Origin of the sequence: Halomonas elongata DSM 2581 (assembly GCF_000196875.2) — a bacterium.
GTDB classification, from domain to species: Bacteria; Pseudomonadota; Gammaproteobacteria; order Pseudomonadales; family Halomonadaceae; genus Halomonas; species Halomonas elongata.
Genome location: NC_014532.2, coordinates 1,156,231 through 1,169,082, shown reverse-complemented (window position 1 = coordinate 1,169,082; position 12,852 = coordinate 1,156,231). Strand labels below are relative to the sequence as shown.

The 12,852-nt window shown below is 64.2% G+C and carries 12 protein-coding genes and 6 tRNA genes; 6 read left to right on the top strand and 12 right to left on the bottom strand.

Annotation, left to right across the window (positions count from 1 at the left end; translation table 11 throughout):
- Positions 1-3 precede the first annotated feature (3 nt).
- The 8 genes from HELO_RS05505 to HELO_RS05470 form a co-directional block, all read right to left on the bottom strand.
- Positions 4-777, bottom strand: a complete 774-nt coding sequence (locus HELO_RS05505; RefSeq protein WP_013331773.1) for an ABC transporter permease — start codon at positions 775-777, stop codon at positions 4-6.
- Positions 774-1,730: an ABC transporter ATP-binding protein gene (locus tag HELO_RS05500; RefSeq protein WP_013331772.1), complete on the bottom strand. Its 957-nt coding sequence runs from the start codon at positions 1,728-1,730 to the stop codon at positions 774-776. The genes HELO_RS05505 and HELO_RS05500 overlap by 4 nt, the downstream gene beginning before the upstream one ends.
- Positions 1,731-2,147: 417 nt before the next feature.
- A tRNA-Gly gene (locus tag HELO_RS05495) sits at positions 2,148-2,222 on the bottom strand.
- A gap of 27 nt (positions 2,223-2,249) precedes the next feature.
- Positions 2,250-2,325: transfer RNA gene (locus tag HELO_RS05490), tRNA-Glu, on the bottom strand.
- Between the two features lie 24 nt (positions 2,326-2,349).
- A tRNA-Gly gene (locus HELO_RS05485) sits at positions 2,350-2,424 on the bottom strand.
- 27 nt (positions 2,425-2,451) lie between these two features.
- A tRNA-Glu gene (locus tag HELO_RS05480) sits at positions 2,452-2,527 on the bottom strand.
- Between the two features lie 4 nt (positions 2,528-2,531).
- Positions 2,532-2,606: transfer RNA gene (locus HELO_RS05475), tRNA-Gly, on the bottom strand.
- A 24-nt stretch (positions 2,607-2,630) separates the two neighbouring features.
- A tRNA-Glu gene (locus HELO_RS05470) sits at positions 2,631-2,706 on the bottom strand.
- Positions 2,707-2,872: 166 nt separating this feature from the next.
- Between HELO_RS05470 and msrB the strand changes: the two genes are divergently transcribed.
- The 4 genes from msrB to htpX all read left to right on the top strand — a co-directional run bounded on the left by msrB (position 2,873) and on the right by htpX (position 6,630).
- Positions 2,873-3,274 (top strand): peptide-methionine (R)-S-oxide reductase MsrB, encoded by a 402-nt coding sequence (gene msrB / locus HELO_RS05465; RefSeq protein WP_041601934.1) that lies wholly within the window; start codon positions 2,873-2,875, stop codon positions 3,272-3,274.
- 86 nt (positions 3,275-3,360) lie between these two features.
- Positions 3,361-4,311: a ribosome biogenesis GTPase YlqF gene (gene ylqF / locus HELO_RS05460; protein ID WP_013331770.1), complete on the top strand. Its 951-nt coding sequence runs from the start codon at positions 3,361-3,363 to the stop codon at positions 4,309-4,311.
- Between the two features lie 63 nt (positions 4,312-4,374).
- Positions 4,375-5,604 carry a pyridoxal phosphate-dependent aminotransferase gene (locus tag HELO_RS05455; RefSeq protein ID WP_013331769.1) on the top strand — a complete coding sequence of 410 codons (1,230 nt, stop codon included), beginning with the start codon at positions 4,375-4,377 and terminating at the stop codon, positions 5,602-5,604.
- A 126-nt stretch (positions 5,605-5,730) separates the two neighbouring features.
- Positions 5,731-6,630 carry a protease HtpX gene (gene htpX, locus HELO_RS05450; protein ID WP_013331768.1) on the top strand — a complete coding sequence of 300 codons (900 nt, stop codon included), beginning with the start codon at positions 5,731-5,733 and terminating at the stop codon, positions 6,628-6,630.
- Positions 6,631-6,717: 87 nt separating this feature from the next.
- On the opposite strand, the gene pdxB is transcribed toward htpX, so the two are convergent.
- Positions 6,718-7,857, bottom strand: a complete 1,140-nt coding sequence (gene pdxB / locus HELO_RS05445) for a 4-phosphoerythronate dehydrogenase PdxB (protein ID WP_013331767.1) — start codon at positions 7,855-7,857, stop codon at positions 6,718-6,720.
- Positions 7,858-7,973: 116 nt separating this feature from the next.
- Here pdxB and HELO_RS05440 point away from each other — a divergent pair, with 116 nt between their 5' ends.
- Together HELO_RS05440 and HELO_RS05435 are read left to right on the top strand one after the other, a co-directional pair.
- A complete protein-coding gene (locus tag HELO_RS05440; protein ID WP_013331766.1) occupies positions 7,974-8,255 on the top strand; it encodes a hypothetical protein in 282 nt (93 codons plus the stop codon).
- A gap of 228 nt (positions 8,256-8,483) precedes the next feature.
- Entirely contained in the window at positions 8,484-9,254 is a 771-nt protein-coding gene (locus tag HELO_RS05435; RefSeq protein ID WP_013331764.1) for a MipA/OmpV family protein, read from the top strand.
- 17 nt (positions 9,255-9,271) lie between these two features.
- On the opposite strand, the gene HELO_RS05430 is transcribed toward HELO_RS05435, so the two are convergent.
- The 3 genes from HELO_RS05430 to HELO_RS05420 are packed head-to-tail and all read right to left on the bottom strand — an operon-like array spanning position 9,272 to position 12,842.
- Positions 9,272-10,096 carry a sulfurtransferase gene (locus HELO_RS05430; RefSeq protein ID WP_013331763.1) on the bottom strand — a complete coding sequence of 275 codons (825 nt, stop codon included), beginning with the start codon at positions 10,094-10,096 and terminating at the stop codon, positions 9,272-9,274.
- Positions 10,093-12,291 carry an ATP-dependent helicase gene (locus HELO_RS05425; protein ID WP_013331762.1) on the bottom strand — a complete coding sequence of 733 codons (2,199 nt, stop codon included), beginning with the start codon at positions 12,289-12,291 and terminating at the stop codon, positions 10,093-10,095. Before HELO_RS05425 ends, HELO_RS05430 begins: the two co-directional genes overlap by 4 nt.
- Entirely contained in the window at positions 12,282-12,842 is a 561-nt protein-coding gene (locus tag HELO_RS05420; RefSeq protein WP_041601933.1) for a DUF1285 domain-containing protein, read from the bottom strand. The genes HELO_RS05425 and HELO_RS05420 overlap by 10 nt, the downstream gene beginning before the upstream one ends.
- Between the last annotated feature and the right edge of the window lie 10 nt (positions 12,843-12,852).

Genomic DNA, 12,852 nt, shown 5'->3' with positions numbered 1-12,852 from the left:
CGCTTAACTCCTGATGCCCTTGCCGTTTTCAAGCATCCACAACGCAACCGCGAACAACGCCACGATGAAGCCGAGGATAGCCGCCAGCGCCCAGCCTACCGGGATGTCGGAAACACCGAGAAAGCCGTAGCGGAAGACGTTGACCATGTAGAGGATGGGGTTGAGCATCGAGGCGCCCTGCCAGAATGCCGGCAGCAGCGAGATCGAGTAGAACACCCCGCCGAGATAGGTCAGCGGTGTCAGCACGAAGGTCGGCACGATGGAGATATCATCGAACTTCTTGCCGAGCAGCGCGTTGATGAAGCCGCCCGTGGCGAACAGTGCCGCGGTGAGCACCACCACGCCGACGGTCAGCAGCGGATGCGCCACTTCGAGGCGCGTGAAGAACAGCGATACAACAGTGACGATGATGCCGACACCGAGCCCGCGAGCCATGCCACCCAGGATGAAGCCCGAGAGAATCACCCAGTTGGGCATCGGCGAAACCATCATCTCCTCCACGCTGCGCTGGAACTTGTTGGAGAAGAAGCTCGAGGCCACGTTGGAGTAGCTGTTGGTGATCACCGACATCATGATCAGGCCCGGGACGATGAAGTCCATGTAGGAATAGCCATCCATCTCACCGATGCGCGAGCCGATCAGGTTGCCGAAGATGATGAAATACATCGCCATGGTGATCGACGGCGGCAGCAGCGTCTGCGGCCAGATCCGCGTGAATCGCTTGATCTCCTTGATCACCAGGGTCCATAACGCGATGGCGGTCTGTGTGGCATTCATCCGCGTACCTCCGTGTCCCGATCGATGGGGCTCTGACCTTCTTCCACCATGGAAACGAACATCTCCTCCAGCCGGTTGGCCCGATTGCGCATCGACATCACCTCGATGCCCTGCTCCCCCAATGCCTCGAAGACGTCGTTGAGTCGCTGACCGCGATGCACCATCACCGAAAGCTGGGCGCCATCAACCTGGCGAACCTCGAAGCCGTCGATGCTCGGTGCCTCTTCGATCGGATGGGCCAGGTCGAGCAGGAAGGTCTCGGTATTCAGCTCGGCGAGCAGGTCGCGCACACTGGTATCGCGGACGATGCGCCCGTGGTTGATGATGCCGACATGGCGGCACAGGCTCTCGGCCTCTTCCAGATAGTGGGTGGTCAGGATGATGGTCGTACCCTCCACCTCGTTGATATGCCGCATGTACTCCCACATGCTGCGCCTCAGCTCGATATCCACCCCAGCCGTGGGCTCGTCGAGAATCAGCAGCCTGGGGCGGTGCATCAGGGCACGGGCGATCATCAGGCGTCGCTTCATGCCGCCGGACAGCATGCGCGCGCTGCCGTTGCGCTTGTCCCACAGGCCCAGGTCACTCAGCAATTGCTCGGCCCGGGGCAGTGCCTCGCGCCTCGACATGCCGTAGTACCCCGCCTGGGCGAGCACGATGTCGATGACCTTCTCGAACTGGTTGAAGTTGAATTCCTGGGGCACCACGCCGAGGTGGTACTTGGCGCGCGCAAAGTCGGTATCGATGTCGATGCCGAAGACCGACACCTTGCCGTCGGTCTTCTGCACCAGCGAGCAGACCACCCCCAGGGTGGTCGACTTGCCCGCGCCATTGGGGCCCAGCAGGGCATAGAAATCCCCCTGGGCAACGTCGAGGTCGATGCCCTTGAGGGCCTGGAATCCATTGCCGTAGACCTTGGTCAGGCCACGGATGGACAGCGCCGGTTCGGCCATGAGCGATCCTTCGAAGCTGGGTGGGTGTCACCAAAGCTTGATGACATGAGGGCATACCGTCATCGATTCAAGTAGCTCGCGAACGATTGGCCACATGATGGAGACGACGCGCGACCAAATGCAGAAGATATCGACGAACTGACTGACGTGACGATGATGTCTCGAAGCGGGAAGCACAAGTCGACCGGACAGTGGATCGAACTCAGGCACCGCTTGAATACGTGAAAACTGGAGCGGGAGCGTGCTTCGATCGGACCGGCGCACCGGATCGCGGCTCGAGTCTTGGCACCGCCTGACTCAACGAACTACTGAAACCAAGAAAATGGAACGGGAGCGTGATTCGATCGGACCGGCGCACCGGATCGCGGCTCGAGTCTTGGCACCGCCTGATTCAACGAACTACTGAGGTAATGAAAATGGAGCGGGAAACGAGATTCGAACTCGCGACCCTCGCCTTGGCAAGGCGATGCTCTACCACTGAGCTATTCCCGCACATTGTGGTGTATCAACGTTGCGATGTGGCGTCCCATAGGGGGTTCGAACCCCTGTTACCGCCGTGAAAGGGCGGTGTCCTGGACCACTAGACGAATGGGACGCATTGGCTTTCATGTTGAAAACCTGGAGCGGGAAACGAGATTCGAACTCGCGACCCTCGCCTTGGCAAGGCGATGCTCTACCACTGAGCTATTCCCGCACTTCGCATTGTCGAGCCACCGGAAGGTGGCGTCCCATAGGGGGTTCGAACCCCTGTTACCGCCGTGAAAGGGCGGTGTCCTAGACCACTAGACGAATGGGACGCATTGGAGCGGGAAACGAGATTCGAACTCGCGACCCTCGCCTTGGCAAGGCGATGCTCTACCACTGAGCTATTCCCGCACTCCGGTACCTTGATGAGTCGAGTGGCGTCCCATAGGGGGTTCGAACCCCTGTTACCGCCGTGAAAGGGCGGTGTCCTGGACCACTAGACGAATGGGACGCATGTCTCGCCTCGTCGAGGTGGCGCGTATATTACTCAGGGCCTTGAAAAGAGTCAACCCCGAGGCCCATCCCGTTGATTATCAACCCAACGTTGGCGATGCTGACTGGAAAAAAAGGCCGACTTGAATGTCACAATGAAGTGCAGGCAAGACAAGGAGACCGCCATGCGCAAGAAGATAGAGAAGAGCGACGCCGAGTGGCGCGAACAGCTCACGCCGGAGCAGTATCACGTCACCCGCGAGAAGGGCACCGAACGCCCCTTCACGGGTGACTACCAGGTCACCGAGGAACATGGCATCTACCATTGCGTGTGCTGTCACGCGCCCCTGTTCGAGAACGAGCACAAGTTCGAGGCCGGCTGTGGCTGGCCAAGCTTCGACCGGCCGCTCACTTCCGAGTGCGTGGAGGAACGAGCCGACAACAGTCACGGCATGCAACGCATCGAGGTAACCTGCGCTCGCTGCAATGCCCATCTCGGCCACGTCTTTCCCGATGGTCCGCCGGAAACCACCGGGCAACGCTTCTGCATCAATTCAGTGGCCCTGGACTTCCATTCCGGCGAATAAGGCGGCCCCTGCGACGGCCGGCCATCTGCTATGATGGTCGGCCGTTTCATTATCCAACCGCCCTACAAGGCAAGCAGGAGGGGTCGATGCTCGGCTGGTACCCGGGACACATGAACAAGGCACGCCGCCAGATTCTCGAGGCGCTGCCGGAAATCGACGTCGTGATCGAAGTGCTCGACGCCCGCCTGCCCTACTCCAGCGCCAACCCCATGCTGGCGAGCCTGACCCGCCACAAGCCGGTGCTCAAGGTGCTCTCCCGGGCCGATCTCGCCGATCCCGAGCGCACGCGCGAATGGACGAACCACTTCGACGCCCAACCGAATACCCGCGCCCTGGCCGTGACCACCACCCAGGCCCGGGAACTCAAGCGCATTCCCAAGCTGTGCCATGAACTGGCCGGTCAGGTCCGCGCAGACCGCGACGTGCGAGTCATGGTCATGGGCATTCCCAACGTCGGCAAGTCGACGCTGATCAACGGCCTGGCCGGACGCACCATCGCCAAGACCGGCAACGAGCCGGCCGTGACCAAGCGCCAGCAGAAGGTTCGCATCGCCGGGCAGGTGGCACTCATCGACACCCCCGGGGTGCTGTGGCCGAAAATCGAGGACCAGGCCAGCGCCTATCGACTGGCCGCCAGCGGCGCCATTCGCGACACCGCCATCGACTATGTGGACGTGGCCATCGTGACCGCCGCCGAGCTTGCCAAGCGCTATCCCGACGCTCTCTCGGCCCGCTACAAGCTCAAGGAACTGCCGCCCTACCGGCCGAATCCCGAGGCCGAACGCATCGAGGCCGACGGCGATCCCGGCCCCGACCTGCTGGCACAGGCCGGCTTCGATGGCCACGCCATCCTGACCACCATCGCCGGCAAGCGCGGCGGCCTGCGTGCCGGCGGCGAGGTCGACCTGCATCGCGGTGCCGAAGTGCTGTTGCACGAACTTCGCGATGGCAAGCTGGGTCGCCTGACCCTGGAGACGCCCGCCGATATTCCGGTTCCCGAAGAAGAAGACGCCGCCACGGACGCGAGCGGCGACTAGGCGACAAGCAACACCGACAAGCCCATCATCCCGGCCATATCTGGACACCCCTGGAAGCGCGACATGGACACAGCCCCACTCAAGAAATCGCACAAGCTCGACAGCGTCTGCTACGACATCCGCGGCCCGGTGCTCGAACACGCCAAGCGACTGGAGGACGAAGGCCAGCGCATCCTCAAGCTGAATATCGGCAACCCCGCCCCTTTCGGCTTCGAGGCCCCCGAAGAGATCCTTCAGGACGTGATGCGCAACCTGCCCACCGCCCAGGGGTACTGCGACTCAAAGGGGCTGTACTCGGCGCGCAAGGCGATCATGCAGGAGTGCCAACGCAAGGAGATCCCCGGCGTCGGCATCGAGGACATCTACATCGGCAACGGCGTCTCCGAGCTGATCGTGATGGCCCTGCAGGCGCTGCTCAACGATGGCGACGAACTGCTGATTCCGGCCCCCGACTATCCGCTGTGGACGGCGGCGGCCAACCTCTCCGGCGGCCGCGCCGTGCATTACCTGTGCGATGAGCAGTCCGACTGGGCGCCGGACATGGACGATATCCGCGCCAAGGTGACCAGCCATACCCGTGCCATCGTCATCATCAACCCCAACAATCCCACCGGCGCCGTCTATCCCCCGGAAGTGATCAGCGAATTGCTCGACATCGCCCGCGAGCACAACCTGGTGGTGTTCTCCGACGAGATCTACGACAAGATTCTCTATGACGGCGTCGAGCATGTCGCCACCGGCTCCCTGGCCTCCGAGGACCAGCTGGTGGTGACCATGAACGGGCTCTCCAAGAGCTATCGTTGCGCCGGCTTTCGCAGCGGCTGGATGACACTCTCGGGCACCCTGGCCAAGAAACGTGCCAGCGACTTCATCCAGGGGCTGACCATGCTCGCCTCGATGCGCCTGTGCGCCAACGTGCCGGCCCAGCACGCCATCCAGACCGCACTCGGCGGCTATCAATCGATCAACGACCTGATCCTGCCCGGCGGCCGGCTGCTCGCCCAGCGTGACATCACCTATGAAAAGCTCAACGCCATTCCCGGCGTGAGCTGCACCAAGCCCAAGGGGGCGCTCTACGCCTTCCCGCGCCTGGACCCCAAGGTCTTCAACATCCAGGACGACCAGCAAATGGTCCTCGACCTGCTGCTCCAGGAGAAGATCCTGCTGGTCCAGGGCAGCGCCTTCAACTGGCCGGAGCCGGATCACGTGCGCATCGTCACCCTGCCCTGGGTCGACCAGCTCGACGATGCCCTGGAGCGCTTCGCACGCTTCCTGTCACGTTATCGCCAATAGATGGGCACATTCTGGATGCCGAGCTTGAAACCCTTGGCAAAAGACCGTATCTAAGCAATGGCTTTTACTTGCCGCGCCCGCCGATTCCCGGCCGGGCGCGACAGTCTCGACAGGAGAGAACCGGCAATGATGAGAATTCTGCTCTTTCTGGGCACCAACCTGGCTGTCATCCTGGTCGCCAGCATCACTCTGCGCCTGCTTGGAGTGGATGCCTACCTCTCCCAGAACGGCATGAACATGACCGGGCTGCTGATCTTCTGCTTCATCTTCGGCATGGCAGGGTCAGTGGTGTCGCTGTTCATCTCCAAGTGGATGGCCAAGCGCTCCACCGGCACCGTGGTCATCGAAACGCCCTCCAACGCCACCGAGAAGTGGCTGCTCGACACCGTGGCCGAGCTGGCCCGCGATGCCGGCATCAAGACACCGGAAGTCGGCATCTTTCCGGCCCAGCAATCCAATGCCTTCGCGACCGGCTGGAAGAAGGACGATGCCCTGGTGGCGGTCTCTGCCGGCCTGCTCAACCGCATGAAGCCCGAAGAGATCCGTGCCGTGCTGGCCCACGAGATCGGCCACGTGGCCAATGGCGACATGGTGACCCTGGCGCTGATCCAGGGCGTGCTCAACACCTTCGTGATGTTCTTCGCGCGCGTTGTCGCCCAGGTGGTCGACAGCTTCCTGCGCAAGGATGACAACGGAGGGCTGGGCTTCTTCGGCTACTTCGCGGTGGTCATCGTCGCCGAGATCGTCTTCGGCCTGATCGCCTCGGCCATCGTCGCCTGGTTCTCGCGCTTCCGCGAATATCGCGCCGACGCCGCCGGCGCCAGCCTGGCCGGCAGCGGCGCCATGATCAATGCCCTGGCGCGGCTCAAGGCCGAAACCCAGATGCCCGATCAGATGCCGGACACCCTGACGGCCTTCGCCATCACCACCGGCCAGTCACGTCGCCTGATGGAGAAGCTCTTCGCCAGCCACCCGCCGCTGGACGAGCGCATCCGCGCCCTCAAGGAAGCGGCGTATCGGCAGTAAAGAACGCGGCTGAGCCGCTGGAAGCAAGAACGGCGCTCTGCGCCTTGAGAGGGAAGTAAAACCGACACAACCCGGCTTGTCCTTCCCTCAACCGACCCGAAACCCCGCCGCCGATAGCGGTTCGGCCAAATCGGCGGCGGCGTCTTCGAGAACCACCTCGAGGGTCGAGAATTCGCGACGCAGCGGATAGCCGGCCCGACAAGCATCGAAGCCCTTCGCCATTCCCCGGGTCCGTGCCAGATGTTCCAGGGCATCGTGGTCGCGGCGCGGGTCGTAGACGGCGCGCATGCAAAGCCTCAGCGCTTCTTCCATCTCGAGTCCACCATCCAGCACGAGGCGCGGCACCGGCGGTGCCGGCATCAGGTCGGCCTCGCCCAGCCGGGCAGGGAGCCCGACATGGCGAGCCAGGGCTCGATACACCTGGTGTGTGCCACGCAACTTGCCATCCAGGCTGTAACCGGCGACATGCGGTGTGGCGAGTGCCGACTGGTCACGCAAGGCCGCGTCGATCGCAGGCTCGTTCTCCCAGACATCCAGCACCGCCGGGATATCGCCCTGCCCCGACAAGCGGCTCCGCAGAGCCCGACCGTCCACGCAATCTCCCCGACCGGCATTGAGCACCAGCGTACCCGGCGTCAATTCGGCGATTCGACGGGCATCGAGCAAGTGACGCGTGGCATGCGGACCATCCTCCACCAGGGGCGTGTGCAGGCAGAGCACATCACAGTCGTCGATCAGGGTATCCAGATCGACGAATCCCGTGCCGCCCTCCTCTTCGGCACGCGGCGGATCACAGGCCAGGCAGTCGATGCCCAGCGCCTTCAGCCGTGCCAGCAGTCGCCCGCCCACATTGCCGACACCGACGATACCCACGCGGCGCTCGGTAAGCCGAAAGCCACCGCGCTCGGCCAGGGTCGCCAGACTCGCCAGCACGTAATCGACCACCGCCTCGGCATTGCACCCCGGCGCACTGGCGAACCCGATCCCGCGCTCGGACAACGCCCGGTCATCGACATGGTCGGTGCCGATGGTGCAGGTGCCGACGAAGCGCAAACGGGAATCGGCCACCAGGGCCTCGTCGACCCGGGTGACCGAACGCACCACCAGGGCATCGGCATCGCGTACCGTCGCGGCGTCTATCTCGCGCCCAGGCACACTGACCACCTGGCCCAGGGCGCCGAAACAGCGCTGGGCCTCGGGCACATTGGCATCGACGACAATTCTCATGATGGCATCCTCCCGCACCGGCCCGCCGGCTTTGAGCACCGGGCACAAGGCCTTACAATAGCGATCATGTTACATGAGCGGCACCACGCTGCCACGCAACCAACACCGGAGCCACCGTGATCGTCCGCTGGGAAACTGACCATGATTATGTGCTGATACATGTCCACCAGGACATGTTCGGTGACTGGATATTCAGCCGCGCCTGGGGGCAGATCGGTACCCAGTTCGGCGGCCTGAAACACCAGCTCGCCGACGACCACGCCCAGGCGATGATGTGGCTAGACGACGAGGCAACCATCCAGACCTCGCGAGGCTTTCACAAGGTTCTGGAAGCCGACGATCACAGCCCCGAGGGGCAGGATGCCGTGAGGCAACTCTCCTTGCTCGACTCCGCCTAGTACTACAGTGTCATAAACTAGTACCACAGTGTCATCAATCAGCTTGTTCCGATATTGGGGGCCACGCACGTCTTCAACGCCACCCAGGTGGTCATGGTGGACGACCAGTATACCGGCTGGTGCGGCAAGGATACCTACGATATCGTATGTAAAGGACCGGAGCGTGTGCCCGCAACGTGGCGGGCGGCCAACCGGTGGTCATGAAATGAATCCAGGGAGTCGGGCGGCATGCAGGCAGGATATCGATACGCAGTGCTGGCCGTGACGCTACCGATGCTGGCGGTGGCAATGCCCAGCCAGGCACAGGACAGCGGCTGGCAAGGAAGTCTGGGCGCGGGAGCGATTTACGCTCCCGATTATCTGGGAAGCGACGATTACGAGACGTCCGCATGGCCAGCGGTCAACCTGACCTATGGCGACAGCATGTATATCAACATGCGCGATGGCGTGGGCTGGAATGTCATTCATCGGAATGGCTGGCGGGTATCGCCGTTCCTCGGTTACACCTTCGGGCGCGACAACGACGACGATCTGCACCACCTGGATAAGGTCGACGGAGGCGTCACGGCGGGGTTGCGAACCGAATACACCGCGGGACATTGGCAGTACAGCGCGGCCGTGGAAACGCCTCTGAGCGGAGACGTGGATGGCTACCATGCCACCGCCAAGGCGCATTGGCGCTCGCGCTTGACCCAGCGGCTCGCCGTTTCGCTGGGCCCGAACATTGCCTATGGGAGCAATGCCTGGACCGAGGACATGTTCGGCATTTCCGCTCGGGAAAGCCGGCGCTCGGGGCTGGATGCGTACTCACCGAACGAGGGCTATTTCCGCATCGGCGCCAATGCCAGCGCCAGTTATTATCTCACGCGGACATGGTCCATCACGGGCATCGTCGGCGTGTCACGCCTGACCGGCGACGCCAAGGATAGCCCCATCGTCGACGCGATCGGTGATGCGACCCAGTCCTACGTGGGCGGATTCATCAACTACAACTTCTAGGTGCTCGGATGGGCTGCCTAGTCACCCGTGGCGACGGGCCTCGCCGGATCGCGAATCCACTCGCTCCACGAACCGACGTAGAGCTTGGGCAACGGCAGGCCGGCCACGGCGTGGGCCAGGATATTGTGGCAGGCGGTGACGCCGGAGCCGCAGTAGCTGATGACATCGCTCGCCCCCGGAAAGGCCTCGCGCAGCGCCTCCGGTGACTTGAAACGCCCGCTCTCGTCCAGGTTGTCTGCACTGGGCCGGCAGCGCGCACCGGGGATATGCCCTGCCAGCGCATCCACCGGCTCGTTCTCGCCACGAAAACGCTCCCGTGAACGTGCATCGAGCTTCAGCGCCCGGCTGGAAAAGACCTCGTCGGCCTCGACCCAGGTGTCGTCATCGAAGACCGGCGCCCAGTCACTTGCCGAGGTCTCCGCCTGCTCGCCCTCGACCAGCGTACCGCCCGCCTCGCGCCAGGCCGGCAACCCGCCATCGAGCACTCTCACGTCCGGGTGCCCCGCCCACTGGGCCAGCATCCACCAGGCGCGGGCCGCTGCGAGCTGTCCGCCCATATCGTCATACACCACCACCGGGCGGCCGGGCTCGACGCCGAGCCGGCGCAGCGTCGCGGCAAAGTCGCCGGGCTCGGGAAGCGGATGCCGGCCCCGCACGCCGGGCGACGAGGCCAGGTCGCGGTCGAGATCCAGATGACGGCTGGTGGGCACATGCCCTTCGCGCCACAGACGAATCCCGGCCTCGGGATCGCCGAGCCGAGCCCGACAATCCAGCACCACGGGTGTCGGCTGCTCCTGAAGCCAGTGATGCAACTCTTCGGCACCGATCAGGACATCGCTCATGCGTGCTCTCCTTCCAGCAATTCGATGGGCGCTCGGCTGGCGATCAGGCGTCGCCGGCCAGCCTGCAGGAAACGGACTTCGATCACCGGATTGGCCGGATCGCCCTCCACCACGCTGATCTCGCCTTCGCCGAATACAGCGTGATTCAACCGCTGGCCGACCCGATAGTCGGCAGCGCGCTCGGCAACCCCCGGCGTTTCGGCTGCCTCGACAGGCAGTTCAATCGGCGTCTCGGGCGACAGGGCCGACAGATAACGGCGCACCAGGTCGGGGCGCGCTACCGCGACGGGGGTAGTCTCTTGTGACCCCGCAAGGCGTTGCGCCACGCGCTGGCCATCCTGCCAGGCGGTTTCGCCGAGAAAACGGCTGGGCCGGTGCTCGCCGCCATCGTGCAGCATCACCAGACGCTCCCGGGCACGGGTAATGGCGACATAGAAAAGCCGACGTTCTTCCTCGAGCCGCTGGGGCGTCAGCGGGTTGTCCCGAGTATAGTGGGGAAAATCTTCCTCGTTGGTGCCAGCCAGCATCACCAGCGGCCACTCAAGCCCCTTGGCACCGTGCACCGTGTTGATCAGCACACCATCGTCGCGGTTCTCCACCGGCCGACGCAACAGGTCGGTGAAGGCTGCCAGGTCGCTCACCTCGCCGGCCTGCTCGATGAGCACATCCAGCAGGCGCACGTCTTCCTCGCCCTTGTCGCGACGCGCGGCGGCCCGCTTGAGCACCTTCTCCGCCTCCACCTCTTCGATCACATGGCCGAGCAGGCGGGCCGGCGACCAGCTCGAGCGTTTGGGCAGTTCGCACAGCAGAGCCCAGCGACGCTTGAGGGTACGCCGCTGATGGGGCTTGATGCCTTCCAGCAACGGATCGTGACGCTCGGGCCAGCGTTGGGTCTCGGCCAGGCGCGCCGCCAGTGCCGATAGACGCTCGCGGGGCACGAAGGGCGTCGGCTGGGACAACAACGTCAGCAGATGGCCGGGGTCCTGCAGCAGGGAAGCGTCCCGGGCCAGCATCAGATAGCCCGCCAACGCCTCGACCAACGGCAGGCGGAACACGAAGCGATCCTCCCGAGCCAGCCGGAAGGGAATTCCGGCGCGCAGCAGCGCCAGTTGCAGCGGCACCGACAGCGCCCAGCTACGCACCAGCAGACAGGCCTCCGAGAGGTTTCGGCCCTGGCGTTGCCAGGCGGCGAGTTCGTCGAGCAGTGCCTGACTGCCCTGATTCACCGCCAGTTGCGTGGCCGGATTGTCGGGCGCGGCCAGGCAGATCTGGTCGGGGCGGCGCCGGTTGGCGTCGATGGCATGATTGGCCACCAGCGCCAGGGCATGGCCATGCCGGAAGGTCGTCGAGAGCGGGTAATCGTGGGCGGCGCCGAAGGTCGCGGTGAAGTTCTCGAGCATGGTGTCGGGATGGGCACCGCGCCATTCATAGATGCACTGGTTGGCATCCCCCACCGCCATCACTGCCGCCTGGCGACCCGCCAGTACGGCCAGCAGGCGCTGCTGGGCGACATTGATGTCCTGATATTCGTCGATGATGACGTGATCGAGAAAGCCCTGCACCCGATCGCGCAGACCGGCGTCGGCCTCCAGGGCCCGCAGCGGGCGGTAGATCAGGTCGGCGTAGGTCATCAGGCCATGCTCGGCGAGCAGGGTCTCGGCCTGCTCGAAGGCGCCCACGAAGTGCTCGGTGCCATCGCCGAAATCGAGCCGTGCATAGAGCTCGGCGGGCTCGGCCATTTCCGCCTTGACCAGCCCGCAGAAGTGCGCCAGGGCTTCCAGCTTGTCGGCGTCGAGGGCGGTCTCGCGCGCCTCGGGCGCCCCTTCCAGGGCATTCAGCGACGCCTGGCGCAACAGGCGTTCGAGCTGCCAGTCGGCTGTCAGCAACTGGCGTGGCGCCAGCACGCCCCAGCGGGTCAGGCTCTGGCTGAGGCGATGTCCCAGAGAGTGAAAGGTTCGCACGTCGGGCAACCGCTGCCCCGCCGGCGCCATGGCCGTGAGCCGCGTCTGGAAGTCTTCGCGGGCGGAGCGGTTGAACATCAACACCAGCAGGCGTGTCGGGTCGACGCCTCGCTCGAGCAGTCTCAGCACCCGGGCGACCAGGGTGGTGGTCTTGCCGGCACCGGCTACCGCTGCGACCCGGGCATGGCCTCCATCATGCGCCACGACGGCGCGCTGTTCCGGCGTCAAACGCATGGCGCCTCGCCGTCCAGCCGCCCCAGCGGATGCCAGGCACCGCCACTGGTCAGCCCCAGCCAGGCGTCGCCTCGCTCGTCGACCCGCTCCTCGGCCTGCTCGATCAGTCGATAGAAGAGATTGCGCCCCAGCCGCGCGGCGAGCCCGAAGCGCACCGGCACTTCGGGAACCCATTCACCACGCGGCGTGGCGGTGACACTCAGGCGGTGAGTGTCGTCGAGCATCACCCGATCGCCCAGGTTGGTGACGACATGCCAGTCGCCCTGGTCATCGCGTTCGGCATCGACGGCGATGAAGGCCAGATCCTCGACCTGGATACGCTGCTTCTCGACGGGCGTCACCAGCCAGTGGGAGCCATCGTCTTCGCGGCGCAGAATGGTGGAGAGCAGTCGCACCAGGCGCGGCCGACCGATGACACCACCTTCGTGAATCCAGCGACCGTCGGCGGCGATCAGCAGGTCCATCTCGCCGGCGCGCTCGGGCGCCCAGCGATCCACCGGCGGAATTCCACCCGAGGCGTCGATATCGACCAGCAGTGAATCCAGATGCATGCGCCCTCCT